This is a genomic window from Pontibacter pudoricolor, assembly GCF_010092985.1.
Lineage (GTDB): Bacteria > Bacteroidota > Bacteroidia > Cytophagales > Hymenobacteraceae > Pontibacter > Pontibacter pudoricolor.
In genome coordinates this window covers 1074473-1091877 of sequence record NZ_CP048106.1, presented here as the reverse complement: position 1 = coordinate 1091877, position 17405 = coordinate 1074473, and the positions used below count along the sequence as shown (strand labels likewise).

At 44.9% G+C, this 17405-nt stretch carries 13 protein-coding genes; 4 read left to right on the top strand and 9 right to left on the bottom strand.

Annotated features, from left to right (window positions below):
* Window positions 1-60: 60 nt before the first annotated feature.
* The 5 genes from miaB to GSQ66_RS04710 all read right to left on the bottom strand — a co-directional run bounded on the left by miaB (window position 61) and on the right by GSQ66_RS04710 (window position 6302).
* On the bottom strand, window positions 61-1500 hold the full coding sequence (miaB, locus tag GSQ66_RS04730) for a tRNA (N6-isopentenyl adenosine(37)-C2)-methylthiotransferase MiaB (protein WP_162426404.1): 1440 nt from the start codon (window positions 1498-1500) through the stop codon (window positions 61-63).
* Window positions 1501-1640: 140 nt separating this feature from the next.
* Window positions 1641-2933 carry an anthranilate synthase component I family protein gene (locus GSQ66_RS04725; RefSeq protein ID WP_202923404.1) on the bottom strand — a complete coding sequence of 431 codons (1293 nt, stop codon included), beginning with the start codon at window positions 2931-2933 and terminating at the stop codon, window positions 1641-1643.
* An 8-nt stretch (window positions 2934-2941) separates the two neighbouring features.
* On the bottom strand, window positions 2942-4420 hold the full coding sequence (locus GSQ66_RS04720) for a tetratricopeptide repeat protein (protein WP_162426403.1): 1479 nt from the start codon (window positions 4418-4420) through the stop codon (window positions 2942-2944).
* Window positions 4421-4466: 46 nt separating this feature from the next.
* Window positions 4467-5198: a zinc ribbon domain-containing protein gene (locus tag GSQ66_RS04715; RefSeq protein WP_162426402.1), complete on the bottom strand. Its 732-nt coding sequence runs from the start codon at window positions 5196-5198 to the stop codon at window positions 4467-4469.
* A gap of 3 nt (window positions 5199-5201) precedes the next feature.
* Entirely contained in the window at window positions 5202-6302 is a 1101-nt protein-coding gene (locus GSQ66_RS04710; protein WP_162426401.1) for a Nif3-like dinuclear metal center hexameric protein, read from the bottom strand.
* A gap of 78 nt (window positions 6303-6380) precedes the next feature.
* Here GSQ66_RS04710 and lpxK point away from each other — a divergent pair, with 78 nt between their 5' ends.
* From lpxK to miaE, 3 genes are read left to right on the top strand one after another with little or no spacing between them, the layout of a single operon-like run.
* Entirely contained in the window at window positions 6381-7427 is a 1047-nt protein-coding gene (lpxK, locus tag GSQ66_RS04705) for a tetraacyldisaccharide 4'-kinase (RefSeq protein ID WP_162426400.1), read from the top strand.
* Window positions 7428-7469: 42 nt separating this feature from the next.
* Complete coding sequence (locus tag GSQ66_RS04700; protein ID WP_162426399.1) at window positions 7470-9503, top strand: putative porin; 2034 nt, start codon at window positions 7470-7472, stop codon at window positions 9501-9503.
* A gap of 44 nt (window positions 9504-9547) precedes the next feature.
* Window positions 9548-10159 carry a tRNA-(ms[2]io[6]A)-hydroxylase gene (gene miaE / locus GSQ66_RS04695; RefSeq protein ID WP_162426398.1) on the top strand — a complete coding sequence of 204 codons (612 nt, stop codon included), beginning with the start codon at window positions 9548-9550 and terminating at the stop codon, window positions 10157-10159.
* A gap of 68 nt (window positions 10160-10227) precedes the next feature.
* Here miaE and GSQ66_RS04690 read toward each other — a convergent pair whose 3' ends face one another.
* Window positions 10228-11493, bottom strand: a complete 1266-nt coding sequence (locus GSQ66_RS04690) for an asparagine synthetase B (RefSeq protein WP_162426397.1) — start codon at window positions 11491-11493, stop codon at window positions 10228-10230.
* Between the two features lie 128 nt (window positions 11494-11621).
* Here GSQ66_RS04690 and GSQ66_RS04685 point away from each other — a divergent pair, with 128 nt between their 5' ends.
* Entirely contained in the window at window positions 11622-12866 is a 1245-nt protein-coding gene (locus GSQ66_RS04685; RefSeq protein WP_162426396.1) for an ABC transporter permease, read from the top strand.
* A gap of 413 nt (window positions 12867-13279) precedes the next feature.
* Here GSQ66_RS04685 and GSQ66_RS04680 read toward each other — a convergent pair whose 3' ends face one another.
* From GSQ66_RS04680 to GSQ66_RS04670, 3 genes are all read right to left on the bottom strand, one after another.
* Entirely contained in the window at window positions 13280-13915 is a 636-nt protein-coding gene (locus GSQ66_RS04680) for an OmpH family outer membrane protein (RefSeq protein WP_238395814.1), read from the bottom strand.
* 45 nt (window positions 13916-13960) lie between these two features.
* Complete coding sequence (mtaB, locus tag GSQ66_RS04675) at window positions 13961-15280, bottom strand: tRNA (N(6)-L-threonylcarbamoyladenosine(37)-C(2))-methylthiotransferase MtaB (protein WP_162426395.1); 1320 nt, start codon at window positions 15278-15280, stop codon at window positions 13961-13963.
* A gap of 115 nt (window positions 15281-15395) precedes the next feature.
* Window positions 15396-17234 carry an LTA synthase family protein gene (locus GSQ66_RS04670; RefSeq protein ID WP_162426394.1) on the bottom strand — a complete coding sequence of 613 codons (1839 nt, stop codon included), beginning with the start codon at window positions 17232-17234 and terminating at the stop codon, window positions 15396-15398.
* Window positions 17235-17405 lie beyond the last annotated feature (171 nt).

The following is a 17405-nucleotide window of genomic DNA, read 5'->3' as shown; positions in this document are numbered from 1 at the left end:
GTTTTGAAGGTCTGACCGGGTCAGGTCATCTTCAAACTACCGGATTTTCTAATCTTCAAATTAATCTACCGCTTCACCGAACAGGGTTCCTACGCTGCAATCATGTACCAGCACATTCACGTAGTCGCCTTTTTTATAGTGCTTCTTATCAAAGATCACTACTTTATTCTGGTCGTTTCGGCCGCTCAATTGGTCTTCTGATTTCTTAGAAGTTCCTTCTACTAAAACCTTGTGCATCTTACCAATGTCGCGTTTGTTTCGCGCCAGAGAAGTTTCGCGCTGCTTGTTAATGATCTCATCCAGGCGACGTTTTTTTACTTCCAGCGGAATATCATCTTCCAGTTTACGGGCCGCCAGCGTGCCTGGTCGCTCGGAGTAGAAGAACATGTAGGAATAATCGTACTGCACATAATCCATCAGGCTCAGGGTATCCTGGTGTTCTTCTTCTGCCTCTGTACAGAAACCAGCGATCATATCAGAAGAAATACCACAATCATCGCCAAGAATAGCTCTGATCGCATCCACACGGTTTATATACCAGTCGCGGTCATAAGTACGGTTCATCAGCTCCAGCACACGCGAGTTACCGCTTTGTGCCGGCAGGTGTATGTATTTACAGATGTTGTCATACTTCTTTATAGTATAAAGTACTTCATCGGTAATATCTTTCGGGTGTGAAGTGGAGAAGCGAACGCGCAGGTCAGGAGAAAGTAAAGCGACCATTTCCAGCAGCTGTGCAAAGTTCACTGATTCTGAGCCATCTTCCGAAGCCCATTTGTAAGAGTCCACATTCTGCCCAAGCAGCGTTACTTCTTTATAGCCTTGTGCCACCAACGCTTCCGCTTCCCGAACTATAGAATGTGCATCGCGGGAGCGTTCACGGCCACGGGTGAAAGGCACTACACAAAAAGAGCACATGTTATCGCAACCACGCATGATCGAAATAAAAGCACTCACACCGTTACTGTTCAGGCGGATAGGGTTGATGTCGGCATAGGTTTCTTCTCTCGAAAGCAATACGTTAACTGCCTTCTGACCGCCATCAACCTCACTAATCAGGTTAGGCAGGTCGCGGTAAGCATCCGGGCCAACTACCAGGTCTACTATCTTTTCTTCTTCCAGTAATGATTTTTTCAGGCGTTCGGCCATACAGCCCAATATGCCAACCATCATTCCCGGCTTCTTTTTCTTATAGTGGTTTATCTGGCCTAAGCGGTTACGAACGGTCTGCTCAGCTTTCTCACGGATAGAGCAGGTATTCAGGAACACAAGGTCAGCCTGGGCAATATCAGCAGTGGTATCAAAACCCTGGTCGAACATGATCGACGACACGATCTCGCTATCCGAGAAATTCATGGCGCAACCATAACTTTCGATGTATAGTTTGCGGGAACGCCCGGTATTTGTCTCTTTCGAAACCTGTGTATCGCAGGATGCTGCCGCAGTGGCTTGTTCCGGCGTACGATTATCTATAAAATCAAGATCAAGGATTGGATTCATGCTAAAAAACTCTTTGAGCTACAAATATACTACATTCCGTTTTAAAACCGTGACAGAATGGCAGGGAGAATGATTAATTAATAATGATTAATGATTAATAAGTATTTCTGTAGCCTGATTTAAGATAATAGGATTGGTAGTTATGCATTACTCATTAAAACATTCATCATCGCCTGCGCTTTCAGTAAGCATTCTTCGTATTCGCTTTCCGGGTCCGAGTCGTAGGTGATAGCGCTGCCAACCATAAAGGAAAGGTATTTTTGCGCAGCATTATACTGTATACTACGGATCACGACATTAAAATCACAATCCTGGTCGGGAGTAATGTACCCAAAAGCACCTGAGTAAAGCCCACGTTTGGTTGCTTCCAGTTCTTCAATGAGCTGCATGGCACTGATCTTCGGCGCACCGGTCATACTGCCCATCGGGAAAGCGCCCAGCAACACATCCAACAGGTTTTTTCCGGGTTTTATAGTTCCGGTAATAGTCGAGATCATCTGCCATACCTGTTTGAATGCATAGGTACCAAACATTTCCTCTACTTTAACGGTGCCAGTGGCACAAGACCGGCTCAGGTCGTTGCGCACCAGGTCTACGATCATCATGTTTTCAGCCAGTTCCTTTTCGTCGTGGCGTAACTGGTTACGGAGCTGTGCGTCTTCTTCCGGAGTTGTGCCGCGTTTTATAGTTCCTTTTATGGGCTGCGAAACTATAGTTGCACCTGTCTTTTTCAGGAAGCGTTCTGGCGATGCACAAAGAAGGTAGTTCTCATTGAACTTCAGGTAACCGGAAAATGGAGTAGGAGAAGTTTCGGACAAGGCAAGGTACAAGGGCAAAGGATCTATAGATGTGTTTTCTGCAAAAAACTCCATACAGTAATTTAACTCATACACATTGCCTTCCAGAATGTGCTGCCTTACCTTTTCAACCTGTGCTATATACGCCTCCTTCGAGACACGTTGCTGTATGTTTACGCCTTTCGGTTTTGCTGCCCTGGCTGCCGGAGTTTCCAGTATAGTTTCCAGTATATTCTGAATATAAGCATCTGAGCACTCTATAGTTATACTTACTTCATTAAAGTATAAAATGATTTCAGGATGAAAGAAAAGCATAGTTGGGAAGCCTAAGCCATCGGAATTTTTGCTGTCCAGTTTTTCTATGTTGTTTTTCAGATCATAGCCTAAATAGCCACATAGCATGTCCTGCTTCTGAAGTTCCTGCCTCAGACTCTCAAACGGGTTTACAGAATCAAAAGCTTTAGTTGCCCCGCCTGACACAGCCAGCATGTGCCTGAAACCATCGTGCGGATACGAAATATTGTGGTCGTGATAATAAGCAACCAATGCAAAAGTATCAGCCCAGGCAAGCGCCTTCAGCCGGAATTCTTCAGGAGTTACAGGTAGTTTTTTATAGTTTATTTCTAGCGATGGCATAGGTGTAACTATGGGAGGGTGGAGAGCGCCAGTTTAGCTTTTGCCTGTATGCTGTTTTTGTAGGCGTGGTTGCTATAGTTTTGCGCCTGCAGGTAATATTTTCTGGCTAAATCGTATTTCTGTTGTTGCTGGTAAATATAACCCAGTTGTAGCGCAGCATGAGCTGAGAAGTACAAAGGCTCATTTGCACACGTAGCTATAGTTATGTCGTAGTTTTTAATGGCCGCTGCTATTTGCTGCCGGCCATGGTAAATACGGGCCTTACGGTAGTAGTATTCAGCACGAACAGGTAAAGGTGTTTCTTTAGTTATTTCCAGTTTGTTCACTTCTGTCAGGGCCTGGTCAAAATAGCCACCGTCGGAATGTAAACGTGCCAGCAGCAAAAGCCTGTTTGGTTTTTCATTTCGGCTAACAAAATTCTCCGCATATTTATCTTCTTCGGTTATAGTTGTGCCCATCTGCCTGACCTGCTTGTAATGCCACTTAGCCTGCGGTTTATGGTTGCTTAGCCAGTAAGCCAGGTACAGCTTAAAGTTAGCCGCTTTCAGGTAATGTTTGCCCTGGTTTTGCTCCAGAAAGTATCGGTTCTCTTTGATGGATGTATCAAAGTCTCCCCGGAACAAATAAAGATCGGCAGCCATATGATGCATGTAAGGGAAGGAACTATAGTTGCCACCCGTTGGACGAGTTTGGTAGAACTGTAGCGCTAACTCTGCTTTCTTTGCTTTTTTATGCAGCAGCACTGCCATAAAATTATAAAGCAGATTATCGGGCTGCTCTTTGGTTAATGCTGTAATCTGCGGTAACGTGGACCTGGCGTTGTCTTCATCAAGTAATTGCAGGAGCAAAGCGTGCAATAGTTTGGCTTCGTCCTGAAAAAGATTTGGCTCCTGTGTCGCCTGCTGTAGGTTAGCAAGTCCTGCAGCCGTATTGCCGCCCAGCCCAATTATGTTCAGAAACCATTTGTACTCATCAGGCACAGAACCAAGGAGCACCTGCATGACACCCAGCGTTTTGCGGTTAGGCATAAAATCTGGATACTTTTTTGCGTTAGATTGAAACTGCAGGTACGCTTTCCTGAAATCCCAGGCGGCAGCTACGCGGTTACCAAACAACAGTTTGCTCGTGGCCAGTTGTGCTCTTATCTCCGCCTTCGCATAATCCACCCAAACTGACTTTTCTTTTAAGTCATCCAGTTTATCCAACCGCACTTCCTGCGCATCAATCAACTTATCAAGTTCCCTTTGGTTCTGCTCTGTACAGATCTCCAGGAAATCGTTATAGTTGGCAAGCAGCAGCGAAACCGCATTCTTATCATTTTTCTTAAGCTCTTTCTGAACTATAGCTTTGCTGTTGGCCAGCTTTAATTTCAATGATTCGGAATAGGCTCTGGTTAGCTCGGTATTAAGGTGCGAATTGGCATAGGAGGACAGTTGCAGGCAAAGGTTAGCCAGCAGGAACAAAAAAAAAGGATGGGGTTGAGCCATCCTTTTTACTATACTATGTATGCGAATAATGCGCAAAGATTCTGAATTAGAATACTCGCTGCTCTACACCAGCCAGAATACGGCCGCAGTGCTCGCAAACGATAACTTTTTTCTGAGCTGCAATGTCGGCCTGGCGCTGCGGAGGAACCGTGTTGAAGCAACCACCACAGGCATCACGCTTCACCTGTACTACTGCAAGGCCATTACGCACATTTTTGCGGATTCGGTTATAAGCAGAAAGCAGGCGCTCTTCTATGTTATGAGATGCTGTCTCTCTCTCATGCTCTAACCCTTTTTCTTCTTCTTCGCTCTCAGATACGATCTGGTCCAGTTCGTGCCTCTTGTTGTCAAGGTCCTTGCGACGCTCTTCCAGCCTGCCTTTTGTACCTTCTATCTCCGCAATTTTCTGCTCGATCTGGTAGTGGGCTTCTCTGATTTTCTTTTCAGCAACCTGAATTTCCAGTTTCTGCAGTTCTATCTCTTTCGTGATAGCATCGTACTCGCGGTTGTTACGAACGTTCTGCTGCTGGTCTTCATACTTACGGATAAGTGACTCTGCGTCTTTTATAGACTGTTTGCGCTGCGCGATAGAATCGTTTAGGGCTGCAACTTCGTCATCAAACTTGCGAACACGAACCTCATAGCCTTCAATTTCATCTTCAAGGTCCTGAACCTCTTCGGGTAAATCGCCCCTTACGCGTCTAATTTCATCAAGCTGCGAATCGATGCTCTGAAGCTTTAGTAATGCTTCCAATTTGCTGGCTACCGTACTTTCCATGTATTAATAGGTGTATCTGATAGGGTTTGTGTTTATTTCTGATAAATAGACTGCAAAATTAGGAAAGTTTTTCGATATAGTATCATAAAAAATCTCCTTTGTATATACTTCGCTTTCATAATGGCCTATATCGGCTATCATCAGCCTACCATCCGCATCAAAAAACTCGTGATATTTCACGTCGCCGGTTACCAAAACATCAGCACCTGAGCGTATTGCATCTTTAATCAGGAAACTTCCGGCCCCTCCGCAAACGGCTACTTTTTTAACCGGTTTATTTCCAATAGTTGTAAAACGCAGCCCCTGCAGGTTCATCTTAACTTTTAAATAGTCAAGAAAAGCTTCTTCCGTTAATTCATTTTCAAGTTCGCCTAGCATACCAATCCCTACTTCCTGGTTCGGGTTTTCAAGCAGCGTCAGGTAATGGGCTACCTCTTCGTAGGGGTGTACCTGTAGCAAGGCATCCATAATTTTGTGCTGCTTGAAAGCCGGAAAAACCATTTCGATACGGTTTTCCTGTACCTGTTCCGGTTTACCCTTTTCGCCTATCGTCGGGTCTGCGTTCTCGGATGGGGTAAAGCGGCCTGTTCCCTGCACCTGGAAACTACAATCGTTGTATTCCCCAATTTGCCCGGCACCGGCTTCATGCACGGCTTTCAATACTTTTTCGGTATCAGCAACAGGCACAAAAAAAGCCAGTTGCATTAATGTATGGGGCTTCTTGGAAAGGACTTTTATGTTTTTGAGTTCAAGTTTTTCGGCAATTTTGGCATTAACGCCATTGTGCACGCTGTCCAGGTTGGTGTGCGAGGCGTAAATAGCGACGTTATTCCGGATGGCCTTAATTATAGTTCGCTCCACATAACTTTTACCTGTGAGTGACTTAATGCCTTTAAAAATAACCGGGTGATGAGCGACGACCATATTGCAACCTTTCTTAACAGCCTCTTCAATAACAGCTTCTGTGCAGTCCAACGTAAGTAATACACCTGTTACTTCGTCGTTCAGGTTACCGGTTTGCAGGCCGGCGTTATCGTAACTTTCCTGGTATGCGAGCGGGGCGTATTGTTCTAGCAGGCGAACTATATCTTTTATCTGTGGCATTGTTTATCGTTTATAATTTATACAGCCGTGGTCAGGTCGTTAAAATTAATTTTAAATTTGCTTCTGATACAAACATACATGGATAAACTGAAACTGTTGCTCTGGCCTTTTGCTGCACTATACGGAGGTGTTACATCGCTCCGGAATACGGCCTACACGAAAGGCTGGTTTGCTTCGCGTAAGTTTAATTTGCCGGTAATTGCAGTTGGCAACTTAACAGTAGGCGGAACAGGCAAAACGCCTCATGTAGAGTACCTGCTTCGGTTGTTGCACAACTATAGAGTTGCCACCTTAAGCCGTGGCTATAAACGGAATACCAAAGGTTTTGTGCTGGCGGATGAAAAAGCCACTGCCGCAACTATAGGAGACGAGCCTTTCCTGTATCATGCAGATTTTAAGGAGGTGCAGGTAGCTGTCAGTGAAAAAAGAGTGGAAGGAGTGGAGCAGCTTTTACAGCTGAAACCCAGACCGGAAGTTATAGTGCTGGATGATGCCATGCAGCACCGTGCCATTCAGCCATCCTTGAACCTGCTTGTAACAGACTATAACCGCCTTTTTTACAAGGACCACATGCTGCCCGCAGGCTTGCTGCGCGAACCGAAATATGGAGCACGCCGGGCCGATGCTGTTATAGTTAGCAAATGCCCTGCAACTATACAGACTTCCGAAATGAACAGTATAACTTCCCGGGTACAGACCTATACGCGCAAAGGAACACCCGTTTTTTTTACCGGATTCCGGTACGGGCAACCAGTACCAATAGGGAACACCGGGCAACTGAGCAAACACATTGTTTTGCTGACTGGTATTGCCAATGCCGAGCCGTTGAAGCAATATTTAAAAGAACACCACTTTAAGCTTTTGCACCACGCATCCTTTCCGGACCACTATAGTTATAGATCATCAGATATGGTGTATTTGAAGGAAGAGTTAAAGAAGCATCCTAAAGATACGATCGTGCTTACAACTCGTAAGGATGCAGTAAAACTGATGGATGCATCGTTACAGAACTATAGCCTGCAGTTACCGCTGTTTTATATACCTGTAGAAGTTTACTTTCAGTGTGGTGGCGATAACTTTAACGAACTGATACTGCAGCATGTGAAGAGCTACACCGGCAGGTAACTATTTCGCTGTTTGTTGTGATAAAAACACTAATTTTGAACTGTGAGAATTAAAAGCTTTACAATACTCCTGTTTTTGCTGGCGCTGCTCAGTGCAACGGACTCGTTTGCCCAGATAAGGCCTCGCCAGAAGCCGGGGCAGCGTACTACTCCGACGAATCCCGCGCAACAGAATCCGCAAAGAACCCAGCAACAACAGCCTAACAGGTCTGTGCAGGATACGGCCAGGGTTAAAAAGCCGGGAAGTATACTCGATGATACGACCAAAGCATTGTATGGCCCTAAAACCACGCTGCGCCTTTATGAGAACGATGTTCTGGAAGGGATATACCGCGAGCAACGCATCGATACAACTATACAGAACATACAAAACCAACGCTACTGGTTTCAGGATACTGCTTATTATCAGCACCTGGGTAACATTGGTACTGCATCGCAGCCTTTGCTATATAAATTACCAACGCGCATAGGGGCCAGGTTTGGTAAAAATGCATTCGACCGTTATGCCTACGACTCTAACAAAATAAATTACTTCGATACCAGGTCTCCTTATTCTCATTTATATTATGTGCAGGGCCAGCGTGGCGAACAGGTATTTGAAGTTATCTATGCCCGAAACATTACGGAGCGTTTCAATTTTGGAGTGGCTTACCAGATAATTGCGGCAGACAAGCAGTTTGGAACTACAAGCCTGCGCGACGATGGTTTAATTGACAACCAGGCTGTAAAAGCGTTTACACATTACCGCTCCAAAAACAATAATTACAACCTGTTCTCGAACTATACACACCTGAACCACGAGCAGATAGAAACAGGTGGTGTGAAACCAGCCGATGCAGACGATACGCCGGACAGCCTTTTCAGGTACGAGGATGATTTAGTATTTTTAGAGCAGGCCGTTACGGATGAAATACGCCATAATTATCACCTGCTGCACATGCTTAAGATTGTTGGCGAGAACCTGAAAGCATATCACCGTTTTGACTGGCGCAAACAAAATACTACCTACCGCGACGATGCGCTGCCGAAAAATGCAGAAGGTGCACTGGATTTTTATCCGGAGGCAATCTATAGTTCGGCCCGCACCCTGGATAAGACCAACTACCGTGAGTTTGAAAATGAATTTGGTTTGTCGGGTAACACCAGTATTTCGTACTATAAGGCCTACATAAAGCAGCGGAATAGCAAAGTAGACTATAGCGCCATTCAAACTATAAAACCGGATACAAATGCCATAGGCGCTATAGTTACGGATGACTTGGTTGAGAACCAGGTTTTTATTGGTGGTAAGCTGCGGTTTAATTACCAGGATAAATATCTGCTGTTCGGCGAGGGAGAGTATCAGCTTGTAGATAACTATAGGTTGCAGGCCGGAGCACGCTTTAAAGGTCTGGAGTTTGTACAAAGCCGTGTGCGGCAATCCCCTTCCTTGATGGAACAGTATCTTATCAGCAACCATTTTACCTGGAATAACCGTGATTTTAAAACAACAATAACGGACCAGAGCCGGGCCAGCCTGCGCCAGCAATTCGGAACCCGGTTGTTTCTGAAACTGAGTGGCGCTTACACCACTATCAACAGGCTTGTAGTTTATAACACAGACGCAGAACCAGCGCAGCTTACCGGAAACCAGCAGTTACTGGAGGTGCAGTTCGCGAATCATCTTCGCCTGGGCAGTATCCACTTCGAAAACTTCATCAATTATACCAATACCGATGAGGCGCCAGCGATCCGGGTACCGGAGTGGCTGGTTAATTCAAAACTGTATTTCCAGGGATATATCTTCAAAAATGCGCTTTTTACCCAGATTGGGGTAGAAATGTTTTTGCCAACTGGTTACAAAGCTGATGCTTATATGCCGGTAACACAGCAGTTTTATCTGCAGAACGATTTTACGACCAAAACTTACCCGGTTTTCGACGTTTTCCTGACGGCAGATATTAAAACGGTGAATGTTTTTGTAAAAATGGCTCATGCCAACTATGACTTGTGGGAGCCGGGCTACTATGAAACTCCTGGCTATCCAGGTCTGCGCCGCAGCCTGACATTTGGCCTTAAGTGGATGTTCTTTGATTAAAAGTATGGTTGAATTGCTTAATTAATAAACTGTTGCCTTTTTTTATGTCTACAACACATCAACCTACTAAAACTATACTTCGGCTGCACCTGCCTACAGACCCGCGCTGGGTTAATATTGCTGAAAAGAACATTGAGGATATATTGGTAGACCACGCGTACTGTGAGCAGAAAGCCGCAACATCTGCCATCTCACTTATAGTGAAGTACCCTGATAAAACCCGCCTTGTAGAAGAAATGACGGACCTGGTAGCAGAAGAATGGAGTCACTTTGAACGTGTGCTGGAGCAGCTGAAAAAAAGGGGCTTCAGCTTAGGCAGAAACAGGCCTGACGAGTATGTTGTTGAGCTGGCTAAGCATATCCGGAAAGGCAACAAACGCGAGCGCCAATTGATGGACCACCTGCTGGTAAATGCACTTATAGAAGCCCGTAGCTGCGAACGATTTAAACTACTCTGGAAAAATATTGCAGATGAAGAACTGCAGAAGTTCTATTATGAACTGATGGTTTCAGAAGCCGGGCACTATGTTAGTTTCGTGAAGCTGGCTAAGGAATACATGCCTGCCGACGAGGTAGATGCAAGACTGAACGAACTCCTGGTGATTGAGGCCGACATCATCAAAAACCTGGAACCCCGCCCGGACAGAATGCACTAGGTTTAATGAGGAATGAGTAATGAATAGTGACTAATTATTGATTCATCATTATTCATTACTCATTAACATCACGTTTTCTGCTTCTTTTTCTTGGCAGCCGGGAAGAGGATGTTGTTAAGAATGAGCCTGTAACCCGGTGAGTTAGGGTGCAGTGCCAGGTCTGTCGGGTCTTCGCCTACTAAATGCTGGTAATCTTCCGGGTCGTGGCCCCCATAAAAAGTCCAGGTGCCTTTGGCGTAAGTGCCGTGCATGTATCGTATCTCGCCCAGTTCTTTATTCTCACCCATAATCACTACTTCCGGTTTAATCAGGCCTTTGCGGAAAGCCGTCGTCTGGCCCATAAAGCCTTTTATAGTTTTAGCGTGGTTCTGTGTCAGCATTGTAGGGATGGGGTCCCATTTAGCTGAAAAGGTAAATAGCTGGAAAAAGTCGTTTTCTTCTGTAACCGGTCTTTCCTGCGGCTGCACATCAATGTTAGAGTATTCGTACTCCATTGGGTTACGCACCAGTTTGAAATCGCGGAAGGCAAACGTCTTACTGAAATCGAGCTTTTGTTGTGCGTTCGGGTCAGAACCATCACCGTCGTACATGGCTTCTATAAAATCTATGCCTTCAGCTGCCAACGAAATATCATAGGTATCGGTAGCTGAACACATGGCAAACAGGAAACCACCGCCGGCACAGAATTCCTTTATCTTATTTACAACAGCCAGTTTCATCTGCGACACCTTTTTAAAGCCGTGCTTAGCCGCAGATTCCTCTGACTCGCGTTGCTGTTCCTGGTACCAGGGGTAATGCCGGAAGCTGGCATAGAATTTCCCATATTGCCCGGTAAAATCTTCGTGGTGCAGGTGTATCCAATCGTATTTAGGAAGTTCTCCGCCTAATATTTCATCGTCGTAAACGATATCGTAAGGTATTTCGGCATAAGTAAGTACCAGCGTTACGGCATCATCCCAGGGCATTTTCGATTTTGGAGAATAAACCGCTATTTTCGGCACTTTTTCGAGCTTCATAATATCCATGTTAGCTTCCGGATCAGCAATCTGGTTCAGTATGGAAGTGTACTGGGCATCAGAAATAACCTGGTAGGAGATGCCTCTGACTATAAGCTCGTTCTCGAGTTGCGGGGCATGGGTAAAAGCGAAACTGCCTCCCTTAAAATTCAGCAGCCAGTCTACAGATACATTTTTAGATAGCACCCAATACGCAGCACCATACGATTTCAGGTGATCTTTCTGCGACTCATCCATGGGAATGAGCACAGTACTGGCAAATGCCGTTACATGCAGCAGAAAAGCACAGAAGATAAGCGTGATAGTCCTTAAAATCATCGGGTTTGCCGTTAAAATCTTACTAAAAGTATAAATTTCAAATCTTAATTAAAGAAAAGAAGCTAACTTAGTTGCCAGCCTGTTGTCATTATAAACGATAAAAGCTCCAAAAGCGCACAAAATATACTATGAACTTCATCGAGAACATACGGGAGAGCCTTCGTGCTATCCGGAGTAACCTGCTCAGAACCGTACTTACCGGTCTCATCATCTCGATAGGTATAATGTCGCTGGTTGGTATTCTTACGGCGGTAGACGGCATTAAGCACTCCCTCGATCAGACATTCTCCAGCCTGGGCGCAAATGCCTTTGATATAGAACGTAAAGGCAATAACAACCGTGGCAACCAGCAGGGCCGCGCTCAAAAAGTTTATCCGGCGATTACTTACGAGCAGGCTACCCAATATAAAGAACTTTTGGGCGATAAAGCGAATGTAAGCTTATCGGCTTATATATCCGGGGCAACAGTAGTTAAAAGCGAGAAAGATAAAACTAACCCCAACATTAACATTATTGCCGGTGATGAGCATTACCTGCAAAGCAAAAGCCTTAACCTGGAGCAGGGCAGAGGCTTTTCTAACTATGAATTAGAGTTTGGCACCAACGTAGCCATTATTGGAAGCGAGATCAAAAAGAACCTTTTCCCTAAATCAAACCCCATCGGGGAGTATGTATCTTTTTTGGGTCGCAGATTTAAAATAGTGGGAATGCTTGAATCAAAAGGCAGTAGCATGGGCGGCAATGCCGGTGACCGTTCTATTATCATTCCGCTGGAAACTGGCAGACAAATACCTCGCGCCGGTAACGCCGTGCTGAACTACGATATCAAAACTATCATTTCGAAGCCTGAGGAATTAGACTATGTGATGGGTGAGGCTACCGGTATAATGCGTAACGTACGCCAGGATGCCTTAGGCCGGGAAGAGTCTTTTGAGATTGAGCGCAGCGACTCCCTGCTGGAAAGTCTGAACGAGATATCGGGTTACCTGAAGATCGGTGGTTTCGTGATCGGCTTTATTACGCTGCTGGGTGCATCTGTGGGTTTAATGAACATTATGATGGTTTCTGTGAACGAACGTACCCGTGAGATTGGTGTTCGAAAAGCATTGGGTGCTACAGCCTTCCAGATCCGTCAGCAGTTCCTTATCGAAGCTGTCGTTATCTGTTTGCTGGGCGGTTTTGTAGGCGTGATGCTGGGTATACTGATGGGGAATGGCATTGCAGCGCTTATCGGGGATGGCGGGTTTATAGTTCCGTGGCTCTGGGTTATGGTTGGCCTTACAATTTGTGTAGTGGTTGGTGTTATATCAGGTTCCTATCCAGCTTACCGTGCCTCTAAACTAGACCCTATTGAGGCGCTTCGCTACGAGTAACTATAGTTCAAACTATAAAAAGAATGGCCACTGAAGTAACGCAGTGGCCATTCTTTATTATATAAAACTATAGTTGGCCTGGTAACCGAAAGGTTTTGACTTAACTATAGTTTCCCATTTTTTTTGTGTTTTCTGCATAGTCGTCAGGCAAATGAGCGTAAATTGCTGTTTCGGATATTTGTGTCTGAAACTTTGCCTGCTGCGGAGATCCTTGTCCGCTTTATGCGTGTAACGGGGACAAGGATGTCCCCGGCAGAGTGCTTTCGGACTCGGAAGTCCGAAAGAGCTTTTGTGCTTTTGTCACTACATTTAAGAAGCATGAATCCCTAAACTCTTAACTCCAGTCTCACCAAGTTTTAGCAAATAAAAAAGGCGGGAATTACCCGCCTTTCTTTTCTATAGTTTGCTGAAGCTTATTTCTTTTTTGCTTCAGGTTTAGCTTCTTCTTTCGGAGCAGTTTTCTCTTTAGCGTATGCTTCGTTCAGCCCTTTCAAAACATCTTGTGTAATGTCCAGTGATTCGTCGCTGTAAAGAATGGCGCTGTTGCCACGGGAATAAGAAAGAACCATTTTATAGCCTTTTTCTTTGCTATAGTCCTTCAGGAACGTCTCTACTTTGTCGTAGATCTTCTTTTGCTCCTCTGATTCCTCGCTCATCAGTCGGTTGCTCTCAGACTGGTTCAGGTTAGCAAGTTCCTGCTGTTTGCGGGCCAGGCGCTGCTCCGTTACAGCACGCTGCTCTTGAGACATGCCTGCTGCACGCTGCTGGTACTGACCAACTTCTTTCTCGAATGCCGATGCTTTACCTTTCAGGTCTGACTCAGCTTTCTGCGCTTTGCCCTGCAGGCGGGTTCTAACATCCTTAAACAGATCATAGTTTGCTAATAAGGTATCAGCATTTACATAAACCACATCTCCGATAGCGGCTGTTACAGTAGAATCAGAAGTTGTAGTTGTAGTAGAGCCGTCAGTTTTTACAGGCTCCTGCTTACAGGCAGCCAGCGAAAGAGAGGCCATGGTTACGCCAAGGGCAAGCTTTGTTAATTTCACAGGTTGGTTAATTAAGTTAAAAAGGTTGTTAGTTGGTAAATATAGTTAATGTTTTAAAACTTCAGTATAAGTTTCTTCTGCTTCCATTAACCCTGCCGCATTTATTTCCGTCAGGCGCACGTGCTTCATTTCGTTAACAAGGATTGGGTCATACTTGGCAGCTACACGTACATAGTTTTCTGTCCAGCCTTCCATTACGCCATCTTTCACATCATCTTCAAAAAGCACCGTAAACTCACGGCCTATATTCTGCTCGTAAAAGTAGCGTTTCTTTTTCTCTGACAGAATGCGCAGCATATCGGCGCGGCGGTTGCGTTCTTTTATAGTTACCTTACCCGGCATTTCAGGTGCCAGTGTATTTTCCCGTTCTGAGTATGGGAATACGTGCAGGTAACTTACATCCAGTCCGTTTATAAAATTGTACGTCTCTATAAAATCTTCTTCTGTCTCGCCCGGGAAGCCAACTATAACATCCACGCCAATGCAGCAATGCGGCATTAAGGCTTTTATTTTACTAACGCGGTCAGCGTATAGTTCGCGCTGGTATCGGCGGCGCATCAGTTTCAGAATCTTATTTGAGCCCGATTGCAACGGAATATGAAAATGCGGCATAAAGCGGTTGCTTTGCGCTACAAATTCAATGATCTCATCTTTCAGCAGGTTAGGCTCTATAGAAGAAATACGGAACCGTTCGATATTCTCCACCTTATCCAGCTCCTTAACCAGGTCGAAGAATGATTCTACGCGCGTGCCATCCTGCAAACCAAAATCGCCGGTGTTTACGCCTGTCAGCACAATTTCTTTTACCCCTGATTCGGCAATCTCATTGGCAGATCGAACTACGTTTTCTATAGTATCAGAGCGGCTGTTGCCACGTGCCAGCGGTATAGTACAGAATGAGCAGGAATAATCGCAGCCATCCTGCACTTTCAGGAACGTGCGGGTACGGTCGCCGAAAGAGTAGGAGTTATGGAATGTATTGGCTTCCGAGATCGGGCTTGCGTAGACTTCGGCCTTATCTTTTTTTGTAAAGCCTTCCAGTATATCAACTAACTGAAATTTCTCGGCAGCACCCAACACGGCATCCACACCCGGAATTTCAGCAATCTCTTTTGGTTTAAGCTGGGCATAGCACCCCAATATAGTTATGAAAGCGTTAGGCGAATGCTTTTGCGCTTCCTTCACTATTTTCCTGCACTTTTTATCCGCGTTATCGGTAACAGAACAGGTATTTATCACATAAATATCAGGCGTATCGGTAAACTCCACCTTCTCAAAACCGCGCTCCTGGAAAATACGCCCGATCGTGCTGGTCTCCGAATAGTTGAGTTTACAACCTAATGTATAAAAAGCTACCTTTTTCATAATCAACCGCAAAGGTATAAAAAATAAGGCTAAATGGTTAATGGATGTATTGTTAAATGAGGGATTGTTGAATACTGAAATACAGCCATTTAGCCATCTAATATAACCTTCACTTTTATTTTTTCAGAAAATCATCGAACGAATATTGCAGATAGGCTTTACCCATTTCCAGTTGGTCTTCTAAGACTCCTTCGTCTTTGGTTATGACTTTTTTAGAAGTATTATCAAAGGTCACTGTACCGGCTGGCGTCAGATACCCGAAGCCATCCTGGAATACATAAAAGGCAAATGGATTTGAAGTTGGGGCTAATAAATTACGGCTCCAAACGTAATCGTTGTGCGGCAATTGAAGCTGCGAAAGTATAGTTGCTGCAATATCAGTCTGCGAGCCAAGCATATCTATAGTTAAACCGTGTGTTGTAAGAGCACCGCCTGTCAGTATAAACGGTATATGGAATTTGCTCGGTACATGGTTCGGGTCGTTATTCGGGTACGGATGGCCGTGGTCTGCTACTAAAACCACCAGCGTATTGTGCCACCAGGGTTCTTTTTTGGCTGCCTCTATAAAGTTGCCCAGTGCCCAGTCGGTATAGTATACACTATTCCTGAACTTACTAATCTCGTCTGTTACCGGGAACTTTGGTTTGATCGGAATCTCGAAAGGCTCGTGGCTGCTTAAGGTGTAAACTGTGCTGAAAAATGGTTCTTTTTCTGATTTCAGATCTTTTAGCACACGCTCGAATAAAACATGGTCGTGAGCGCCCCATTTGCTGTTATAGCTCTCATCCGGGAAAGCATACTTGTCAATCAGTTTATCATAGCCACCATTTAAAAAATAAGATTTCAGGTTAGCGAACTCCAGCTCGCCACCATAATAAAAACTGGTTTTATAGCCTTGCTGCTCAAACGTATGGCTTAGTTGCGGCAGCTTTTCTGATTTTTTCGGCACTTTAACGATAGAGGTAGCCGGCTGAACAGGGTAACCACTTAAGATAGAAACCATACCTTTCTGGCTGCGGTCGCCGCTGGCATAAAAGTTTGTAAATGTGATGCCTTCTTTTGCCAGCCTGTCCAGGTTTGGTGTTACACCTTTCTCACCGCCCAGGTGCTCTACCATTTTTGCAGTATAGCTTTCTAAAATGATGAACAACACATTAGGCTTGCCCGGTTTTACCAATTGCTCCGAAGAATCTGAAACAGCAGCGTATAGTTGCTGTACTTTATGTGCTGCGGAGTCGGCGGGTAAGTATAGGTAAGGATTTGAGCTGTGCTCGCCATATTTTAGCATGGAATGCAACATGTTCCAGGGCATGTTCAGGCTGGCATGGTTCGTATATGGGCGGTCAGAAAAATAAGCGGTGCTTTGATTGATCGGTATTTGCTGCACACCACCGCGCATGGGTAAAATCAGCAAGGCAATAAATATAAAGGAAAGTATTGTCGTCACCCACGAAAATCGGACTGATCTATAGTTTCGAAGATCGAAGAATAACTTATAGAGCAGCACAAAAATACCGGTAAGGGCCAAGGCTACAAAACTCAGTAATATAACAGGGGCAGAGCCGGCCGATGCAGCCATCTCAGTAGGCGTATTAATATACTGTAAAGGCGTAGAATCCATCCGGAAGCCCCAGTGCTTGTATAGTTCCAGGTCTGCAGCAAGCAACACCGAAGTAATGCCCAGCAATACAAATGTGTACCATCGAATAATAGCAGCAGCAGGAAAACGTTTCCAGACAACACCAACAAAAGCAACTATAAAAGGTAGCGCGCTCAGGTAAGACGCAAACGAAAAATCAAGCCTGGAGCCATACCAAAACGTACCTGCCAGTTCAGCTATAGTTAACTCCGAAGAATTATCGAGATGATAAAGCAGGAAGGCGGCCCTGGCAACTATAAAAAAGAGTACCCAGAACAGGAAATAGAGTGGCTGAAAGTATAAGGCTTTTTTCACGGGTGCAAAGATAATCACTTACCAACCTGAATAAACATAGTTTGGCAGAAGTAAATTCCCACCATAAAGCAACTATAGGTATTAGTTATGAAGGGTGTTCAGTAATAACGATGACTTTTTCCTTATCTGCCCTGTTACAAATTAGGGGGTGAAGTTTAAAATGGTAATTAA

Excerpts from the sequence above, each read along its gene's own strand:
- mtaB (WP_162426395.1), bottom strand. The coding sequence starts at position 15,280 with ATGAAAAAGGTAGCTTTTTATACATTAGGTTGTAAACTCAACTATTCG.
- GSQ66_RS04690 (WP_162426397.1), bottom strand. The coding sequence starts at position 11,493 with ATGATTTTAAGGACTATCACGCTTATCTTCTGTGCTTTTCTGCTGCAT.
- miaB (WP_162426404.1), bottom strand. The coding sequence starts at position 1,500 with ATGAATCCAATCCTTGATCTTGATTTTATAGATAATCGTACGCCGGAA.
- GSQ66_RS04725 (WP_202923404.1), bottom strand. The coding sequence starts at position 2,933 with ATGCCATCGCTAGAAATAAACTATAAAAAACTACCTGTAACTCCTGAA.
- GSQ66_RS04710 (WP_162426401.1), bottom strand. The coding sequence starts at position 6,302 with ATGCCACAGATAAAAGATATAGTTCGCCTGCTAGAACAATACGCCCCG.
- GSQ66_RS04720 (WP_162426403.1), bottom strand. The coding sequence starts at position 4,420 with ATGGCTCAACCCCATCCTTTTTTTTTGTTCCTGCTGGCTAACCTTTGC.
- miaE (WP_162426398.1), top strand. The coding sequence starts at position 9,548 with ATGTCTACAACACATCAACCTACTAAAACTATACTTCGGCTGCACCTG.
- GSQ66_RS04715 (WP_162426402.1), bottom strand. The coding sequence starts at position 5,198 with ATGGAAAGTACGGTAGCCAGCAAATTGGAAGCATTACTAAAGCTTCAG.
- GSQ66_RS04685 (WP_162426396.1), top strand. The coding sequence starts at position 11,622 with ATGAACTTCATCGAGAACATACGGGAGAGCCTTCGTGCTATCCGGAGT.
- lpxK (WP_162426400.1), top strand. The coding sequence starts at position 6,381 with ATGGATAAACTGAAACTGTTGCTCTGGCCTTTTGCTGCACTATACGGA.